Source organism: Paenibacillus xylanexedens (genome assembly GCF_001908275.1).
Taxonomy (GTDB): domain Bacteria; phylum Bacillota; class Bacilli; order Paenibacillales; family Paenibacillaceae; genus Paenibacillus; species Paenibacillus xylanexedens_A.
In genome coordinates this window covers 4,581,144-4,599,060 of the sequence record NZ_CP018620.1, presented here as the reverse complement: position 1 = coordinate 4,599,060, position 17,917 = coordinate 4,581,144, and the positions used below count along the sequence as shown (strand labels likewise).

The window sequence follows — 17,917 nt, the reverse complement described above, 5'->3', positions numbered from 1 at the left end:
TTCTATATCGTAAAGCTATATGGACGCAGTACTACTCATATTCTAAAGAACTAACTGTATGGGTTAAGAATCGCGAGTATCTGATGATCCTCCCATTTTCCATTAATATGAACATTCTGTCGAGCGATGCCTTCTTTTTGAAAGCCGACCTTCTCAAGCACTCGAATTGAAGCGATGTTATGCGTCATTGCCCCTGCTTCAATTCTATGTAATTTCAATTTATTGAAGCCATGGTCAACGACTAACCGAACAGCATCAGTCGTGTAGCCTCTACCGTTATTTTTTCGATCTAAATCATATCCGATATATGCACTTTGAAGAGGGCCCCGCATCACTTGGAAAAGGCTTACCGTCCCCACTAAAATATTATCGGTGTTTGTAAAGATTCCAAAATTATATGCTTGGTCATTTTTTCTATCTTCGGCCTGCTTTTGGATACGCTTAAGCTGTCCTTCCATCGTATAAAATTCGTCGGTGCGTGTCGGTGAGTAGCTGTCAAAAAAATCACGGTTTTCTTTCTGCAACTGGAGTAGTCCCGCAGCATCATCGACGGAAATATCCCTAATATGTATGTTGACGCTTCTCAAAGTAGGCCACTCCTCTTATAAATATTTGTGTAAATTATTGAGCATTGAGCTCCGCTGTTAATCGAGCATAAAGGTGATGTAAATGATAGCATATGTACTATTCAAACTCAATCGAATCTAAAACTATCCTGCCCGTTAGGTTAATGAATTGACGGGCAAAATAACGATTAAATATACACCTAATCGGAAACGGGACCATGTTCTTGTCTATTTCGGCAATCGGTACAAGTTCTTGTCCCTCGACATCTAAAGAGTTCTTAATAGTTTGAACAATGTTTGTGTCCTTGGACAATTATTACAATTTTATTTATTATCCTCAAATTTATGTGGCTCTTTAACAAAACTTTTTAAAATAAATCCACACGTTATACAAATTACATGAGTAACATCAGATCCTAATGTTAGCATCTTTTTCATAGGATATACCCTAGCTTCGCCGTGCGACTTGCCCTCCCCCAAATTTTGTTCCTCCACATTCAGGACAACATTCTTCGTTTTTCATCTCGAACCTCCTTCAATGAAATTAATCTTTTCATTGCATATAGTCCATATGTAACTTTCCATTATCAACGTAAAGCCCATTTTTTTGTAAATGCAAGGTCATCCCCTTCCTTCTTCAAAATAGAAAATTAACTTATAGCAGCTTGCTAAGCGGTAATAAGGCATGATGCAGATGTCCTGCCATATTAATTATTCAGTTCAACAGATTGCGGTTGCATTCAACTAGAATCTGTTCCCTACTAAATATTGATAAACCTTAGCTCTAAAGGGTTCTCTTGTTTGGTGACTTTGTGTCATTGTGCATCTACATTATATCTATAAATTGTCACTTAGCACAAAAGTATAGGTCGTCACCTGACTCATTGTATTCAGGTAACCAGTACTTACCTATGTTCTTGTCTTTCGACAAGAGTTGCAGCCGATGAACTAAATTATCAAGTCTAAATTTAAACGACCGATTCCCAGGTAGAAATATTGGGAATCGGCCGTAAGCCAATTATAGAGTATGAGATTTCAGGTTCTCCGGTTTGCCCAGGATCTGTTCTATCTGATCTTCATTCGCTCTATCCGAAATCGCAAATTACTGTTCTTTATACACGCGTACATAATCCACTTGCATAGTCGCCGGGATATCGGAGGCGTTCGGGGTACGGCCGCCGTCAAAGTTTCCGCCGACTGCCAAGTTCATAATGAGGTAGAACGGCTCATCGAAAGGTGCATTCGGATTATTCGGTGCAGCTGCGGAATACCACTGCTGGTTAGTGACTTTATAGTAAAACTTGCCGTCTACATACCATTTAATGTTGTCCTCTTCCCAGACTACCGAGTATACATGATAATCATTGGCAAAAGTTTGCCCCTCCGGGAAGTGATAATCGCCGCCCGAATACTGGTTCCCGGGCCATTGTCCACCAAAGTGTATGGTACCGCTTACTGATCCAGGCAGACGGCCTCTCGCTTCCATAACATCAATTTCTCCTGATGCAGCCCAAGTGCCGTATACCGAATCTTGTGGAAGCATCCACAGTGCTGGCCATACACCATCACCTGTAGGAAGCTTGGCACGAAAATCTACTCTGCCGTATTTCAAGGACAGTTTATCCTTGGTGTTAATCTTTCCTGAAGAATACTGTGCATACCGATTCGGATCCTGCGGGAAAGATTTGCTGTCGTTCATGGCTTTGATATTCAGCTTTCCGTCCTGTACATATACATTTTGAGTGCTGTTTGTGTAGTGCTGCAGCTCTGCATTTCCCCATCCCCAGGTAGCAGGATCGTTGTTGAGATAATATCCTGTTTCATAGTTCCATTTACTTATATCCAGCGTAGTTCCGTTAAACTCATCCTGCCAGATGAGGTTCATGCCCGCGATTGCCGGATCGGTTGGTGTTCCGATTGAGATATCCTCTTGATCGGATACATCCGGACGCGGAGCATTTGGATTGCCGATGAAAGTATAGTTCACGAAGTTGTTGCCAATATTTCCACCCGCCTGTCCGTTCAGCGGATATCCAATACGGATCTGCATATTTTCCTGGATTGGCTGGAACCAAAGACCATAGATATAATCGGACCAGTAACCCCACTGATTGGCATCGGACATATTGTTATACCCATTACCGGAGTATGCAAATTTGCTCTGGCTGGAGTTACTCAAATCCACCCATTGCCCATTGATGTTAATCTGGTATACGAAGTTGCCCAGTTCCTTGGCGATTGGCGCGCCCCCATCAATTTTGGGAAGCGGAACCCCAATGGAACCATTCGCATCTGCTGTGAAGGTTGTTCCTTCGTATGGCGTAATGACATATGAATTTCTTGTAGGTTCATTAAACGTAATGGTATAAACAAGATTAGCCGAAGAAGTCTTTGATTCTAATTTGACATTGATCGACTCCGTTACGTTAAACCAGTACCCACCGCCACCATCAGTGAATTGGCCAAAATTGTGATCGTAGATCCAGCCGCTGGCAGCGTTATTGTCAATATCAATCCAGTTGCTGCTGTTTACAGGTTTGACATACACCTTCAAATCATCCGCAACAGCTTCATAAGTGACCGCAGGATTATTGTTGAACGTTGGATATGTAAAGCCTGCACCGCCTGTGAAACTTGCCGTGATTTGTGGACCTTGTGTCGGATTCATCGCGGTAATGGTTGTTTTGTTGATGTTTTGGAATACAAGTTGATACTCCAGCTTAACACCATTCGCTTTGGAGTACAGCTGAATCTCGGTTGTTGCGGAGAGGGTGAACCAATAACCATTGAAGCCGCCATCGCTCCAGTGCCCCCAGTTTTGGTTATAGATATAACCGCCTGCCTGGTCGATATCAACCCAGTTGTTGCCCACTTTTACATTAACGCCCACATCACTGTAAACATCATTCCATGTCGCGGAGCCTCCATTGAACTTAGGCATAACAAATCCGTAGCTGGCCTTGCCAACCCCAGATTTTGAAATAACAGGCCCGTCTGCTGGTGAGAAGTACTCCATTGAGGTTACGGTAGTTCCCGCTGCCTGAACCTTTGAAGCTGGCAGTAAGCCAATACTAGCCAGCATCACAACCACAAGGAACATACCGAGTACCTTTTTCATAAACCGTTTCGCCGTAAAGTAAGATGGTTTCATAATTGCCCTCCTTGAATAGGATAATAGTTTCTCCCAATCTATGCGTATAAAGGTAATCGCTTACATCGGGGAACATCTTTATTCTATCGAATAGGATAATCTGCTGAAAAGGTACAATTATTTTTGTTATATCCCAATTTTTTTGGTTTTGATTCAATTTATATATTTGTACTGTGATATTGCACTTCACGTTCTACCTTTTGGCGCATCATTTGTCGATACTCTGTAGGTTGAATTTCCATCACAAGGCGGAACGCGCGTGTAAAGCTTTTGTAGCTTTCATATCCAACCATAGCAGCCACCTCCACAATTTTATGATCGGTTTCGGCGAGAAGCCGCCGCGCTTTATCCAGACGCACATCTCGTAGGTATTCAGCAAAACCTTTACCAATATTCTTCTTAAACAGATTTGAAAAATAAGCATAATTAAGCGATACATGATTGGATACCATCGCGAGGTCCAGCGGTTTGTGGTAACTTTCGTGTATAAAACGAATGGCTTCATTTAGATCCTGCGAATGGCGATAGCTGCACTTATAGTCATAATATAACTGATTCAGCCGAAGCAGCTGCTGTTGCAGTGCTTGTATATACTCACGCATCCCTTGATAATCAAAGAGGTTACGCAAGGATTCAAGATCCAGCGCTTCTTCCCCCATATAAGGGTGGATAACTCGTTTGTATTCCTCCATCATCTGAACGGTGGCAGCGCAGAGCTGTTGGGTATAGCGAATAGGATAACGTTGCAGCACCTTTTTGTGAAATATTGCAGAAATACCCTGAGTGAATGTTCCGCTGTTATCTGTTCCAACCGACTGGAACAGTTCATATAAGTCTTCATAGGGAAGTTGCCATTGCTGTTCCATATGCTCAATATGTGCTGGGAAGATACTGTACTGATCAGGAAACAGGTAACTGTGGCGATAGAGCTCAAGCACTTGGGTATAGCTGTCGGGTAGTTCTTTTAACCCCTGAATCGGGTTAGTCATGGCTGTTATGGCATCGATCTTTCCTTCCTTGAGCGCTGCAGGCAAAACACTTGGATCTATGGACGCATCCACCGCAAGGATCAGGTATGGGCGATGTTGCAGGCAAATACAACCTTGTCTGCCAAACACACGATAAGCAATGGCTTCCATGCTATGGGCGCTGCTGGCCCCGGGCTGGTTAATGCAAACTTCTTCCCGCAGCAGGGTTAGGCGATAATTACGCCATAACGCAACATTTTGTTCCTCAATCTGAAGAATCCATGCGTCATCACTTAACGCACCTTGCATAAACATTCTTAATTCTTTACGATCGGTCTCTTGGGCGAGACGGGATACACGCTGCATATTATGCGTAAGTGCCTGCCGTGTCTGGATTTCTTGCCATACATGCTCCAGGGAATGTTGCAGATCCTCTCGCTTCAAAGGTTTTAGCAAGTAGCCCTTTGCCCCAAGCCCGATAGCTTTTTGGGCATATGTAAAGTCACTATAACCGCTGATAATGAGGTATTCCACATCCATGTATTCCTCTTTGGTTTGAGCCATGAGTGCCAACCCATCCATATCCGGCATCCTAATATCGGTAATAACGATGTGAATGCAATGCTGCCGCAATAGGCACAGCGCCTCAATCCCGCTCGCGGCACAGTATATGTTGTTCAGCTCCAGAGGAAATTGATGCAGCATGGCCTGCAGGCCGTCACGAATGTGTTTTTGATCGTCCACAATCAGGATATTAATCATGCTCTACCACCCTCCAAGATTTACATTTTCCCAAGGCAAGCGTATCGTTACGCAGGTATATGCACCTTGCACACTATCAATCCAAAGACCGCAATTCTTGCCATAATGAAGCTGCAACCGCTTATTCACGTTTTCCAAACCAAGTCCGCTCCTGCTAGTCACCATCGGCGTATCCGATTCGCTCCGCAGTACTGCCTGAATACGGTGTAACATCTCAGGCTCTAACCCCTCTCCGTCATCTCTTATGTTAATGAAAAGCAGACTGTCATTCTCCACAGAGAAAGTAATCTCTATAGATACCCTGCCGCCTGAAGGTGCCCCGTGATGAACGGCATTTTCAACGATGGGCTGCATACACATCTTGGGAATGGCGTAGCGAAGTATCTCCTGAGGAAGATCGGCCGTCATAACGATACTGCTTCCTTCCATAAAGTTAATAAATTCAATATAACTTTGGATATTGGCAAGCTCCTCACGAAAAGCAACGGTATCGCTACGCCACTGCATGCTGTAACGTAGCTGGGAGCCCAACGACACCAATGAATTGGCTATAGCAGGCTGCCTCTGTACCTCTGCCACCATACGGATCGATTCCAGGGCGTTATATAAAAAATGAGAATTAATCTGCGAATGCAGGGAGTGCAACTGTGCGTTTTTGGCAATTAACTGCTTATCCACGACCTGTGTCATTAGACGTTTGACCTCATGTAACATTTTATTGTAATTCACCGCCACCTCATCGATTTCATCCCCTCTTTCGTTCTCATCAAGGCCTGTATCAATCATTGCATCCAGCTCGCCTTTCCGTACCTGACGCATGGATACCAGTACGCTGTCCAACCGCCGGAAAATACGCCGCGTCGTTTGGGATACGAGTAGCATAATCAGCAGCAATACACATAATGTAATCGTTACCACAAATGCATACCAACTGCGCGGCCCCTTCATCAATGCCTGATGGGAAGCGATCTCGACCACATAAGTGTTCAACGGAGCGATGTATCGGTACAATGCATAGAAGCTCTGATCTCCCACCTTAACCTGAAGCGGGCTTTCCTGCGGCAATATATCCAGCTGGCGATGAATACTGCCAAGGATCTCCTCCATCCCCTGCCCGTACTTCTCAGAAAACTCATGCTGGGGATTGTAAACATACTGGGGAGGATCGCTTGCGTTCATCAACACCGAAAAGAAGTCCCCCTTGCTCTCCTGGAGCAGGTCGCTGAAAAACATGCTGTGCGGGACTCGCACCTCCATAATACTAGGGCGTTTTTGTTCCTGCCCTTGAAGGCGAACCAGACGATAGTAGGATAATGTGTGTTCACCATCTTTAAAAGAAAATAAACGGTAAGCCGCACCACCTTCGTCCCGAAGCTTTACCCAATAATCCTGCGGCCAAAATTTCTTATAATGATAGATTTCAGGCCAGATTTCATACAAGTTTGGGTTATCAACGTAAAAGTTAAGCTCACTGATCATCGCATTGCTTTGAATGATATTAAGCATTTGCTCAAACTGGTTTTGCTTAAACTTCACCAGACGTAGTCCATCCACAAGCATATTGGAATGAATAAAATCTACAAATGACTTTTGAGTAAGGGCTGTATTGGAAGCGTTCTCAATCATATCCATTCTTCTGCGCAATTGTTCATTCAGCCATGAAACGTGGCTGTTGCCCGTTGCCATAGCATCCTTATATAGCTGGGTTTCTTGCATGCGGATATACACAAAGGATATCAAAATAACAGGTATGGCAATCATCAGGCTAAATGCCAGAAACAGCTTTTGGGATATACGGGCATTGCGATAAAGCTTCCTCAATCTCGTCAGTAGGTATTTCATTCTGATGTATTCACCACCTTTGTTATACCATATATTACTAGTTAGCTGATAATTAACAATGTAATAGGGAATGGTTATCTGGCTATCTTGGATTTTCGCAGTTCCAGTTCAGCCTGGCGATATTCCATCACCTGGTTGAAGCCGTAGTTCACACGACGTATCAGAAAATTTTCAAAAATTTTGTCAAAGGCAGCTTCATCCTTCGCTGTAATCAGTTCTGGCAGCACTTCTTCCCAATTCTGAGAAATACGTGACCAGGCTAACGCTATATCGGAATCCCCTATAGGATCTAGTCCCTTATAGATGCCGCTGTCCAGATCGGCCTGTTGGTTGGCGAACTCCTCCATTTGCTTAATGGATGGGGCATTCTCTGGTCTCCACTGGTTAACGAAAGCGGGGTTTCGCAGCATCCAGTAGGTATCCATAATGCCATATTCCTTTTCCAGCCGCTCCCTATCCGTGTCATGCAACTGAACCATTGCCGCCGTCAACTGCGGTTTGCCGTTCTTCATCGCCCAGGTTTCACCTTCTTTGCCCAAAAATAAATCCCTTTGGCCTTCTTCGCAGGCCAGATAGGTCAAAAATCGGATGGCCCGTTCAGGGTTTTCCGTGGATCTGCTAATCATCGTAACCATCCAGCCATCCATGCTGCCGGGAAACAGTTTGGCGGATTCTTCCCTGCTGCTCCGGGGTCCATCTACAGCAGTATAGTATGAACTCTGATTCGTAAGGCCTTCCAATTTCGAATTAAGGTCCGATATGTCTGTCCATTCCCGAATCATCATAAAATATTGGGCATGGTTGGTTTTTTCTTGCACCTGTGCACTGGAGTCGACCAGAAAATCAACATTAATCAGGCCCTGCTCGTAAGCGATACGAAATGTTTTCAGCCACTCAATATAATCTGGATCTGTCATTCGGTCGTATACTTTACCGTTCTGTTCATGGGGGATCGCAAGCAGATTTTGCAAATATTCGGTCATCCCATAGGATGCATTTCCCTGTGCCCAAAACGGACTGATCAGTTGGCCTTTATAAACAGAATATTGATTCTTCAGCAATTGCAATGCATTTAGAAAACCTTTCGGTGTGGTAAGGTCCGGTTTGCCCATCGACTCATACAGATCTTTACGTACGAGAAAGGTTTGGTTCGCTCCTGTCAAGCCGGTTGAACGCATCTGTTCGGGACTGTACGCATCATTGGGGATGACATAGGTATGGCCGTCTTCCTGCCGATACCATTGTAGAGCACCATCACCTGCTACCTTGTAAAAGTAAGGATCATACTGGTTGGCTAGCTCATCCAGGGCATAGACGAGATTACTCTCCCGAAGTTTGTTAACCGCACTCTCCCAGGAGCCGATGGTTATCAAATCCGGCAGACTACCGGTTGTCAACATCCGTGATAACATCTCGCTTGGTTCACCAGTTGATACTTCAAATTCGATATTGACCCCTGTTTTTTGGGTGACATATTTGGAAGTCAGGCTCTCACCCCAAGTGTGCCCGTACCATTCGGCTCCAACGAACCACGTTAGATTCACGGGGGTGGTATCCAGCTTCCATGACGGTTCTTCCAGATTCAGATTAAGGCTCTGTATCTGCTCCGTGAAGTCAGCCTTTGTCGGAGCACCCCTATCTTCCGATTGCTCTGACTCAGAACAAGCAGTCAAGCCTGACATCAGACACATCATCAACAAGGCTGTAATAAAAGGACTTCGAAACATAAACACCTGAGCGCCTCCTTTCTATACTGTCCATTTCCCTCCCCATCTGCACTAGCATTCAGACTAGTGGTGGTACAACCGATTTTACTACCCTTGGATTAAAATGGAAATGGTTTAGTAATCGATTCTCAGTGGTCGATTTGCAGAGGATCCGCAACATTCCCCCTAACGAAACATAACTTGTAATAAATCAATGGAAGGGAGACCAATTCGTGTATTTAATCTGGATACTTATTGTCGGTGGGCTAATTGGCTGGTTAAGTGGAAATCTGATTGGACGGGACGTGCCAGGAGGCGTACTCGGAAATATCATTGCTGGCTTTGTTGGATCATGGTTAGGGTATGAACTGTTGGGACCGAGGGGGCCGGTTGTGGGTGGATTTCATATCATACCCGCGATCGTCGGGTCGATCATTGCTCTCTTGATTTTCTATGCTCTGGCGCGCGGTGGAGCGTTCCGAAGACGTTAACAGGCGAAGACGACAAGTTTTTCCCAATTGATTGGGTAGTGACGTAAAGCTTCTTTCGCCACCGTTGCATAATCTTCTTCACAAAGCATTGTATCCCGTAGTCGAATAAAGCCGCCGATCTTGTTGATCGGCGGCTTCCTTTGGTTTTATGGAAATTAGAAACCACCTCTAGAATGAATGATTTGTCCGGTAATCCATTGGGAATCATCGCTCGCCAGAAAAGCAATCAGACGGGATACATCTTCAGGAAGACCGATCCTGCCCATCGGAAATCCCGGTAGCAATGCTTTTTTCACTTCTTCTGACATCCAACCCGTATCGGTAGGACCGGGATCAACCGCATTCACAGTAATGTGAAGAGGAGCCAGTTCAGCAGATAGACATTCGGTAAAGGTGGAGACAGCGCCTTTTGTTGCGGCATAAGCGAGATTGCCAGGCATCGGCCCCTTACCTTGACCAGACGTGAGGTTAATGATCCGGCCGCCGCAAAGGACCTGACTGCCCGCCAGTTCAACCTCCAGCATACGTGCAAATTCGGCCGATAGCATGAACGTACCTCGAATGTTCATGGCGCAGTGCGCATCGATCAGTGATGCACTCAATTGACGGAAATCAGCTGCTACGCTGTAGGTAGCGTTGTTGACGAGAATGGTCGGCAGCCCGAGAGCCGATCGGCATGCATCAAGCAGCCGCGCTGGGGAAGTGGGATCGGTAAGATCGACCTCCATATGCGCTGCCTTAATGCCATAGGAGCGAAGTTCTTCGGCGAAGAGATCCGGCCAGTTCTTGTCGGCATCTCCCGGATTCTCTGTTTTATCGTAATCGTACAGATGGGTATAGAACACATTAGCGCCTTCTTGTGCCAACGTGCGGCAGACAGCGGTTCCAATACCTCCGGGGCGGCTTGTGCCTGTCACAATAGCGGTTTTTCCGTATAGTTTGGTCATTTTATTACCTCCGTTTAATAAGGGAGGGAGAAAACCATTTTTCATTGGAGATGGAATTATCCTAGGTATAACAAAAAGCGGATACATCAAGTATCCGCGCCCGGGTTTGATTCAAACGGTTCCTCGCGTCCCTTGAATGATTGCAGATCGGCATCACAAACGAGGCATGTGGTTATAACCACAACACCAAGTCGAGCGATCCAGTTTAGATAACCATTACAAGGAAGTCCACATTGTCCGGCGAGTCCCCTTTCCTACATCTCCACTTCAAATATTACGAGTCAGACCCAATTACTGTCAAGATAAATACATGAGATTACAGTTCCAGTGAATATGGTTGGGTGGTCAAGCATCCAGCTAACCTGCAGACTGTTCACTTTTTTTTGAATGTGACTTTAAATTCGATTTTTACAACTTCAATTCATATCGTATATCAGGTAAATTCTCTTCATTTTCTTGTCCTCTACCAGTAATTTCAAATCCATTATTCTCATAAAATCTTTGGGCATTTTTATTAACTTCGAATGTATATAGAGTTAAGTTTCCATTTGCTTGTGCTTTTGCTTTATTAAGCAAGGTTCGCCCTATTCCATTCCCTTGATAATCAATATGAATATAAAGTTGGCTTATCTCAGTTTCACTATAGGCAATCATTCCAACTACTTTTTCATCAATTAACGCTAAATCAATTTGATACTGTTTAGATAGTATATGATTTAAAAAATATAGATGGTTTTCGAAGCTATGGGTTTCAGCCTGACCAATTGCCCGTTCCTTACTATCTCTCCACATTTTCACTGTATGTTCAGCATACTTGGGATTATAGTTAGATACTTTAATTTCAAGTTTGTTCATTAATATACCGCCTTCAATAGAAAGATTTTCAAACGATGCAGTATTTACTCTATTAAGCGTCAACTATCTTCACCCTATTATTTCCCTTACATATTTAGAGCACTCTTGGACCAAGCTATGTAACTTATTCAAGTCTACACATCAATAATATTCATTTTATAATTATACCTGACTTGCAAAATATACTCGCATCTTTAAATCTTCAGCTGAATGCAAATGCACCATTTGGCATGTAAATCAACTGATTTTATACGTTTGAATTTTGTATGTCTCATATCCAAACTCCATGTTGTAGCTTAGAATGTGATGAATCTTCACCGTGCCGGGGATATTCTTGTAGGGACGGTAGATTATATATTCCTAATTGTAAATCACTAAGAAGAGGGATTGCAAAATGCAGTCCCTCTTCGACTTTAATCTATTTATCCAACTCTTAATTTTTTGGAACGATGCCCAGATCGAGGAGATGTAATTATGCTTTTGGAATTGCCCCTATTTGTTGAAGCAAGCCGAGCATATCGGGTTGACCATACTCTTCAATAATTTGGCCATTGGAGATCCGATAAAAATTCATTGCATTTACTTCGATTTTTTTGCTCGTTGGTGGAAACCCGAGAAACTCTCCGTCTTGTGTGCCCTTCATGACAAAATGAGCTGCTATTAGATCCTCTTCTGCTACCAGCTCCTTAACAGTCCATTGTATATCGGAAAAACCAGATCTCATCATATGAATTATGGAGAGATAACCACTTGGACCATTCATTGGTTCTTTTTGCATAGGTACATAAAAAACAGCATCTGGAGAAATCAATTCTTCAGCAAGTTCCTTGCTTGCCGTATTAATGAAGTTCGTGAAACGATACATCAATTGTTTGTTTTCTGTAATCGTCATATTTAAACCCCTTTCTATTTTCGTGAGCATATGCCTTCACTTAAATTTTATCTCTACTTTAGATAATTGGTAAGTAGGCACCTTTTTGTTATATAGGAACCTAATAGTAACTATTGGAGGCGATAATGTAGTGATTTCAAAAAAGAGTTGCCGTTTTGTCCCGTCGCAATAATATTTGGATTTATAGGTAAAAAGTGAAAGTTATTGGTTATGAGGGATCTTTTGAGGGAACTCAACGATTCGGAGAACTTCGTAAAAGTATCCCGAGATCAGTCAAAAGGTTCACAATGAAAATTTACGTTCAATGGAAGTGGATGGAATTGTCATTCGTACTGTTTTTGCAGAAGTCCCTCCGAGAGTCGAATACAACTTAAGTGATTTAGGAAATTCACTGAAGCCAATTATATTCTCTTAAGTCAATGGAGGACTCATGCGGCCTCCATTGAGTCGTAAGGGAAAGTTGATCTTCCAACACTATTTTGCAATATTTCTATTGCAGGAAGAAAAAACGGACAAGATCCTCATAAAATGAATGGCTAGTTAAAATTAAAATGGATATGCGCTGTTTTTAGATACATGAATTATTTCAGATGGAAACCTTGCCTTAAAATATTTTTCCACTTTAAGATGAATGCTTTTCTCATACCATCTGTCCCAGCCGTTCACATCAAATAATTGTGGCATCCCTAACCGCTCAGATCTCATCCCCATTTGACCATCACCAATCAGTAGCGTATCAATCCAAATTCGATCAGTTATGCCTTGTAACATGTTAGCGAAATTAGGTGAAAAAGGTAGCACAGGGGAGATAGATACTTGTGTGTGTATCCCTGCATCATTTATCTTTTTTAAGGCTTTAACTCTTAAATCTATTCCAGGAGCATAGGGCGAAAAAATTCGTTTCACGTCTTCGCGATCTGTCTCGATTGTCATTGAAACCAGAATTCGACATTTTTCCTTTAATTTCAGCAGTATATCAAGGTCTCTGGCAACCAGCAGGCTTCTAGTTTGAATTTGAAGTGAATCCGGTGGGTTTTTATCCATTGCTTCCAATAGGCTTCTTGTAATGTTTGCCTTCTGCTCTACAGGTTGATAAGGATCTGTAGCTGATGACATGAATATACTTATGGGTTTATTTTTACGTCTTAGAAGAGAGACTTCCCTTAGATAGTTTTCTGCTGCATTATTCTTGACATCCACCCACGATCCCCAAGGAATATCCTTAAACTTTTGAATAGGCATTTCTCTGACGTAACAGTATTCGCAAGCAAATGCACAACCCGTATAGGGATTTAGTGAATGAGTAAAACCAATATCTAGATAACCTTTTACTTCACTTAATATTTTCTTAGACACAATGTCTTTGATTTCAATTGGCATGACGCTACCATCTCCTCAATTACTTTTATGCCGACTTCTCCTCTTGCGTTTTATCTTAAAATTTCTCATGCTACTTGAAAAGTAGGCACCTTTTTATTAGATAGGTTTGCCGCATCCATGAGTTAGACTCTTATTTTCTATGTTCATGTGGACAATTCTGTGATATCAACGTTCATATGTTCGGTAAGCATTAAGGTTACATCCACTTTCACTTTGCTCCATAATAATGTCATTTTATGAATGTAACCTCTCACCGAATAATCTACCGTTAAACTCAGCTCAGATCTCACTTCATCTATGATTTTAATATGATGTTCCTTTAGCCATTGTTTCGATTTGTACATTTCTAAAGCAATTTTCTTTTGGGTACCGTCCAAGTAGTCAACATACACAGATTTCATTTTGAAGTTTGAAGCGTATATTTTATGCTTATCTACCTCCAGAGCACCTAAAAGATAAGGGAGCTCTACCACTCTCTTCACGAGTGAAATTTCCTCGAAAGTCTGTCGCACTTTACACGCCTCCTTCTTCCAATTTTACAGCGACCAATTGATCAAAATCGACCCATTCAAATCCATTCTCCAATTCAATTTTGATTTTCTTTCCGAAGGTACTGACTGAAGTGACGATCCCGTGTATATACCGATTGCCCCACTCATGAAACACTTCAAAGGTGGCTTGCAACGTATAATTGAGCGACATGTCTATATGTTGAGCAATAATCTCCCACTCATCTTCATGGATCAGCGGTTTCGCTTGATAATGAATTTGAGTACGATGCTGTATAATTCGTTCTTTATGTTGTGGAAGCATCATGCGGCTCGATTCCCATAATCCATTGGCCTCCAGTTTTTTGCTCATTTATAATGCCCCCCGATTTTAGATGCCCTATCTATCGCTTGACCGGCAGCCGTAATGGAGCTCGCTCGTAGAATGGCAATGTCGCCAAATCGATCCTTAATGTCGTCCATCACCTGATCAATGGCTCGTTTCTGCTCTTGATCATCAAAAAAAGATAGTTGATATGTATCCGCGTTGGATAATTGAGACAGGGATACGCCTACACGGCGCACAGGTTGCCCATCCCAGTATTGATGAAATATGCGTTTGGCTATCTTGCATACATCAACGGTTATGTTTGTAGGATCAGACAGTTTAACCTGCCTGTGAAAACCAGTGGGGTGGTCAAAATCCGCTCCAGACACACTTACGGATATGACACTACCCATCAGTCCCTTTTTACGGGCTCTTCTGCATACTTCAGTGCAGATATCGAGAACAACCATTTCGATCTCCCAAGCCTCTGTGAAATCTCTAGGCAGGGTCATTCCGTTTCCGATATCTTTTTGTGTACTGTGCGTGTTGACGGTTACTGGCGAATTGTCGATTCCATTTGCGACTCGCCAGATGACTTCTCCATTAACCCCCCACTTATTTCTTAGTTTAGAAAGAGGTGTATTTGCTAAGTCTCTAATGGTTCGGATGCCCATCTTCCACAGATGTTTTTCCATTCTGGAGCCTATCCCCCACATATCGCGGATGGGCTTATCTCCAATGTGGAGGTGTAACTCCTCTTTTTTTAAGTGGAAAATGCCCCCCTCTGCTTTTTTAGCGATCATATCGCAGCATAATTTACTGATGATTTTGTTTTCACCAATGCCAGCTCTCGCGTAAACGCCTGTTTCATTATAGATTTTGTCTTGAATTTGCTTGGCCAAATCGACTGGATCATTACCGAATAGATGCATAGACCCTGTAAAATCAGCGAATAATTCGTCTATACTGTACGGTTCGACCAGATCGGTGAACTCCTCAATAATGGACATGATTTGAGTGGATACTTCGATGTATTCTTGCATGTGTGGTCTCACAATGATCAGTTCAGGGCACTTCTGAAGAGACTGCCAAAGTGGTTCCGCGGTAGATACACCCTTCGCTTTGGCTAGTGGACAAGCGGCAAGAATAATTCCAGAACGTCTTGCGGGGTCTCCAGCGACAGCTAATGGTCTATTTTTGTATTGAGGCATTTTTACCTTTTCAACTGAAGCATAAAAGCTCTGCATATCAATGAGCATAATGGTTCGTTGCTTAGTCAACACTGAAATCACTCCTGTACATTTAAGAACGTATGTTTGTATATTATAAACCGAACGTATGTTCTTTATGCAAGAGGTAAATATTTATATTAGGCTACTACTTCTCTACGATATACATTTATCAAATCGACAATAAAACCATGTTCTTGCCCATTCCGGCAATCTGTACATGTTCTTGTCCCCCTGACATTTCACATACCATATTCTTGTCAATAAATCAAAAAAACCGTTGATCATGTATCAGATCAACGGTTTCAAAAATATACTTTATTATGCCTCAACTGTTTAGCATTCCATTGAGGGACACCGATTTCCTTACTCCTCTTCCCTGCAATCTCCTACCAATGCTCATCCAGTTAACTCAAGCAAGTAAGACATTGATGCCAACATCGATCAATTTGACCTCGTTCAGCAACTGCACCTCAATTTTGGCCCTTGACTTGCGTTTATCAATTTTCCGTATCATCGCTTCTTTGCCGAGGAGTGGTCCGGACGTTACTTTGATTTGGTTCCCGCCGAGAATGATATCCGAGTATCCCATTGTTCCGTTGACACCGCATAGCTGGATGAGCCAGTCCATCTGTTCTTTGGGAATCGGAGTGAAAAAATTGGCAGCCTGATCATGCTTGTGAATGCCGCCATTGACCATATACAAAATATATGGCGTTTTTTTGATGTTGTAATATAAATCTTGAATCTGTCCGGTTTGGATAAAAATATAGCCTGGAAACAATACTTTGGTGCAATGACGAGTCTTTCCCTGCTTTCGTTCCGGAATCATTCGTTTGGGTACTAGACAACTCAAGTGCTGTAGCGCATAAAATCGATCCATAAAAAGTTTAATTTCTTCTTCTTTCCCACTCTGTACAAAAAAGCTGTACCAGTTCATAGATCCTCCCATGATCTTTTTTATGGACAAATCAAAACCCATTCATTATGTACTATTATAATAAATTACATTTAAGTAAATAAAAAGTGCCTAGGGTCACGGTTCACCCCAGGCACTTTTTACGTCTTTTCACCTAACAGATTGATCAGTCTTGAAGCTGAATGGATAAATTTTTCAGCCCGTATACATTGCTGGGGTTGACGTCGACTTCATATTCGGGATGCACTTGAAGCCCCGGATAGGTAGTCAGCATCGCTGTCAGCGCCGCTTTGGCTTCCATTCTGGCTAGGTGGGAGCCCATGCAAAAATGGATGCCTTTACCCAGAGCCAAATGGGGGTTATTCTTTCTGCCAAGAATGAACTTATCGCCCTCTTCAAATATGTTCTCATCCCGGTTCGCCGAACCGATCCAATTAACAACATAGTCGCCGGGCTCCAGTACTTTGCCACCAATCTCTGTGCGTTTGAGCACTTTGCGAATCGCGCGCTGCAAAGGTGAGCGGTAACGCAACATCTCCTCGACAGCGGATGGGATCATTTGCGGATGCTGCGCCAGTTCCTTAACCAGCTTATAATCATTGAATGTATAGATGGAGTTGGTGATGAGACTGGTGGTGGTTTCATTTCCTGCGATAAGCAGCATGACACAGCTTGCAATCAGCGACTCGGGAGACAGCTTTTCCCCATCTTCCTCCGCCTGTGTCAGGTCAGATATGATATCATCTGCTGGATTACGGCGTTTCAGTTCAATGATGTCCTGAAAATAGGCCACAAGCTGTGTACTCGCCTGTGCCTGGAGCTGATAAATGCGCATATATTCTTCGGGCGTATTCTCCTGGGGAGCCAGCGTCAGTGTGTTTGCCCAGTCCCGGAATTGCTCGCGGTCGCTTGTAGGAACTCCGAGCAACTCGGAAATAACAATCATCGGCAGCGGGGAGGCAAAATCCTGCACCATATCTATTTCGATGCGTCCTTCGATCGATTCCATCAGCTCCTGGACAATCGTATCAATTCTGGACGCCCAGGAGGACATCGCTTTTGGTGTGAATGCTCTGGCTAACAGCGCGCGGCCGATGGTATGCTTGGGTTGATCCTGAAAAATGATCGTATCCTGAATAATCGGTGGAGCGAGCACCTTGTTGGAGAAGTATTCCTTATCCTCAGCAACCCGTTTGACATCCTCGTATTTGAATACACTCCAGACATCCTCGGCTTTGTTATAATGAACCGGATCTTCCTGCCGCATTTTTTTGTACCATGCAAATGGCTCATATTTCTCCGCGTTGGTCTTAAAACCTGTAACCAAGTTCAAATCGGGAAAACTGCTTCTTTCCTTGATATTCATGCCAATCGCTCTCCTTTATATCCATAT

General features: G+C 43.2%; 16 protein-coding genes. 2 read left to right on the top strand and 14 right to left on the bottom strand.

Features of this window, described 5'->3' with window-relative positions:
* Nucleotides 1–50 precede the first annotated feature (50 nt).
* The 5 genes from BS614_RS20125 to BS614_RS20100 form a co-directional block, all read right to left on the bottom strand.
* Complete coding sequence (locus tag BS614_RS20125) at nt 51–587, bottom strand: GNAT family N-acetyltransferase (protein WP_074095309.1); 537 nt, start codon at nt 585–587, stop codon at nt 51–53.
* 1,081 nt (nt 588–1,668) lie between these two features.
* Entirely contained in the window at nt 1,669–3,717 is a 2,049-nt protein-coding gene (locus BS614_RS20115; RefSeq protein ID WP_244898170.1) for a glycoside hydrolase family 16 protein, read from the bottom strand.
* A 158-nt stretch (nt 3,718–3,875) separates the two neighbouring features.
* Nucleotides 3,876–5,447 carry a response regulator gene (locus BS614_RS20110; RefSeq protein ID WP_074095308.1) on the bottom strand — a complete coding sequence of 524 codons (1,572 nt, stop codon included), beginning with the start codon at nt 5,445–5,447 and terminating at the stop codon, nt 3,876–3,878.
* A gap of 3 nt (nt 5,448–5,450) precedes the next feature.
* On the bottom strand, nt 5,451–7,289 hold the full coding sequence (locus tag BS614_RS20105; RefSeq protein ID WP_074095307.1) for a sensor histidine kinase: 1,839 nt from the start codon (nt 7,287–7,289) through the stop codon (nt 5,451–5,453).
* Nucleotides 7,290–7,363: 74 nt separating this feature from the next.
* Entirely contained in the window at nt 7,364–9,016 is a 1,653-nt protein-coding gene (locus tag BS614_RS20100; protein WP_074096924.1) for an extracellular solute-binding protein, read from the bottom strand.
* A gap of 212 nt (nt 9,017–9,228) precedes the next feature.
* Here BS614_RS20100 and BS614_RS20095 point away from each other — a divergent pair, with 212 nt between their 5' ends.
* Nucleotides 9,229–9,486, top strand: coding sequence for a GlsB/YeaQ/YmgE family stress response membrane protein (locus BS614_RS20095; RefSeq protein WP_074095306.1), 258 nt, complete (start codon nt 9,229–9,231; stop codon nt 9,484–9,486).
* A gap of 155 nt (nt 9,487–9,641) precedes the next feature.
* Here BS614_RS20095 and BS614_RS20090 read toward each other — a convergent pair whose 3' ends face one another.
* The 3 genes from BS614_RS20090 to BS614_RS20080 all read right to left on the bottom strand — a co-directional run bounded on the left by BS614_RS20090 (nt 9,642) and on the right by BS614_RS20080 (nt 12,180).
* Nucleotides 9,642–10,433: an SDR family oxidoreductase gene (locus BS614_RS20090; protein ID WP_074095305.1), complete on the bottom strand. Its 792-nt coding sequence runs from the start codon at nt 10,431–10,433 to the stop codon at nt 9,642–9,644.
* A 408-nt stretch (nt 10,434–10,841) separates the two neighbouring features.
* Nucleotides 10,842–11,288, bottom strand: coding sequence for a GNAT family N-acetyltransferase (locus BS614_RS20085; protein WP_074095304.1), 447 nt, complete (start codon nt 11,286–11,288; stop codon nt 10,842–10,844).
* A gap of 472 nt (nt 11,289–11,760) precedes the next feature.
* Nucleotides 11,761–12,180 carry an ester cyclase gene (locus tag BS614_RS20080; protein ID WP_074095303.1) on the bottom strand — a complete coding sequence of 140 codons (420 nt, stop codon included), beginning with the start codon at nt 12,178–12,180 and terminating at the stop codon, nt 11,761–11,763.
* A 304-nt stretch (nt 12,181–12,484) separates the two neighbouring features.
* Between BS614_RS20080 and BS614_RS31980 the strand changes: the two genes are divergently transcribed.
* Nucleotides 12,485–12,595: a winged helix-turn-helix transcriptional regulator gene (locus BS614_RS31980; protein WP_244898169.1), complete on the top strand. Its 111-nt coding sequence runs from the start codon at nt 12,485–12,487 to the stop codon at nt 12,593–12,595.
* A 131-nt stretch (nt 12,596–12,726) separates the two neighbouring features.
* On the opposite strand, the gene BS614_RS20070 is transcribed toward BS614_RS31980, so the two are convergent.
* The 6 genes from BS614_RS20070 to BS614_RS20045 all read right to left on the bottom strand — a co-directional run bounded on the left by BS614_RS20070 (nt 12,727) and on the right by BS614_RS20045 (nt 17,890).
* Nucleotides 12,727–13,560 (bottom strand): SPL family radical SAM protein, encoded by an 834-nt coding sequence (locus BS614_RS20070; RefSeq protein ID WP_074095302.1) that lies wholly within the window; start codon nt 13,558–13,560, stop codon nt 12,727–12,729.
* Nucleotides 13,561–13,703: 143 nt separating this feature from the next.
* Nucleotides 13,704–14,042: a YhjD family protein gene (locus BS614_RS20065; RefSeq protein WP_157116139.1), complete on the bottom strand. Its 339-nt coding sequence runs from the start codon at nt 14,040–14,042 to the stop codon at nt 13,704–13,706.
* A gap of 31 nt (nt 14,043–14,073) precedes the next feature.
* Nucleotides 14,074–14,421 carry a YolD-like family protein gene (locus BS614_RS20060; protein WP_074095300.1) on the bottom strand — a complete coding sequence of 116 codons (348 nt, stop codon included), beginning with the start codon at nt 14,419–14,421 and terminating at the stop codon, nt 14,074–14,076.
* Nucleotides 14,418–15,635 carry a DNA polymerase IV gene (locus tag BS614_RS20055; RefSeq protein WP_074096923.1) on the bottom strand — a complete coding sequence of 406 codons (1,218 nt, stop codon included), beginning with the start codon at nt 15,633–15,635 and terminating at the stop codon, nt 14,418–14,420. The genes BS614_RS20060 and BS614_RS20055 overlap by 4 nt, the downstream gene beginning before the upstream one ends.
* Nucleotides 15,636–16,017: 382 nt before the next feature.
* Nucleotides 16,018–16,545 carry an antiterminator LoaP gene (gene loaP, locus BS614_RS20050; protein WP_074095299.1) on the bottom strand — a complete coding sequence of 176 codons (528 nt, stop codon included), beginning with the start codon at nt 16,543–16,545 and terminating at the stop codon, nt 16,018–16,020.
* 145 nt (nt 16,546–16,690) lie between these two features.
* The gene (locus BS614_RS20045; RefSeq protein WP_074095298.1) at nt 16,691–17,890 is read right to left on the bottom strand and encodes a cytochrome P450; all 1,200 of its coding nucleotides are present in this window, start codon (nt 17,888–17,890) and stop codon (nt 16,691–16,693) included.
* Nucleotides 17,891–17,917: the final 27 nt, after the last annotated feature.

What these genes read in the sequence shown, in the direction of transcription:
- BS614_RS20115 (WP_244898170.1), bottom strand. Translation starts at nt 3,717, where the DNA reads ATGAAACCATCTTACTTTACGGCGAAACGGTTTATGAAAAAGGTACTC.
- BS614_RS20110 (WP_074095308.1), bottom strand. Translation starts at nt 5,447, where the DNA reads ATGATTAATATCCTGATTGTGGACGATCAAAAACACATTCGTGACGGC.
- BS614_RS20105 (WP_074095307.1), bottom strand. Translation starts at nt 7,289, where the DNA reads ATGAAATACCTACTGACGAGATTGAGGAAGCTTTATCGCAATGCCCGT.
- BS614_RS20100 (WP_074096924.1), bottom strand. Translation starts at nt 9,016, where the DNA reads ATGTTTCGAAGTCCTTTTATTACAGCCTTGTTGATGATGTGTCTGATG.
- BS614_RS20090 (WP_074095305.1), bottom strand. Translation starts at nt 10,433, where the DNA reads ATGACCAAACTATACGGAAAAACCGCTATTGTGACAGGCACAAGCCGC.
- BS614_RS20085 (WP_074095304.1), bottom strand. Translation starts at nt 11,288, where the DNA reads ATGAACAAACTTGAAATTAAAGTATCTAACTATAATCCCAAGTATGCT.
- BS614_RS20080 (WP_074095303.1), bottom strand. Translation starts at nt 12,180, where the DNA reads ATGACGATTACAGAAAACAAACAATTGATGTATCGTTTCACGAACTTC.
- BS614_RS31980 (WP_244898169.1), top strand. Translation starts at nt 12,485, where the DNA reads ATGGAAGTGGATGGAATTGTCATTCGTACTGTTTTTGCAGAAGTCCCT.
- BS614_RS20070 (WP_074095302.1), bottom strand. Translation starts at nt 13,560, where the DNA reads ATGCCAATTGAAATCAAAGACATTGTGTCTAAGAAAATATTAAGTGAA.
- BS614_RS20060 (WP_074095300.1), bottom strand. Translation starts at nt 14,421, where the DNA reads ATGAGCAAAAAACTGGAGGCCAATGGATTATGGGAATCGAGCCGCATG.
- BS614_RS20055 (WP_074096923.1), bottom strand. Translation starts at nt 15,635, where the DNA reads ATGCTCATTGATATGCAGAGCTTTTATGCTTCAGTTGAAAAGGTAAAA.
- loaP (WP_074095299.1), bottom strand. Translation starts at nt 16,545, where the DNA reads ATGAACTGGTACAGCTTTTTTGTACAGAGTGGGAAAGAAGAAGAAATT.
- BS614_RS20045 (WP_074095298.1), bottom strand. Translation starts at nt 17,890, where the DNA reads ATGAATATCAAGGAAAGAAGCAGTTTTCCCGATTTGAACTTGGTTACA.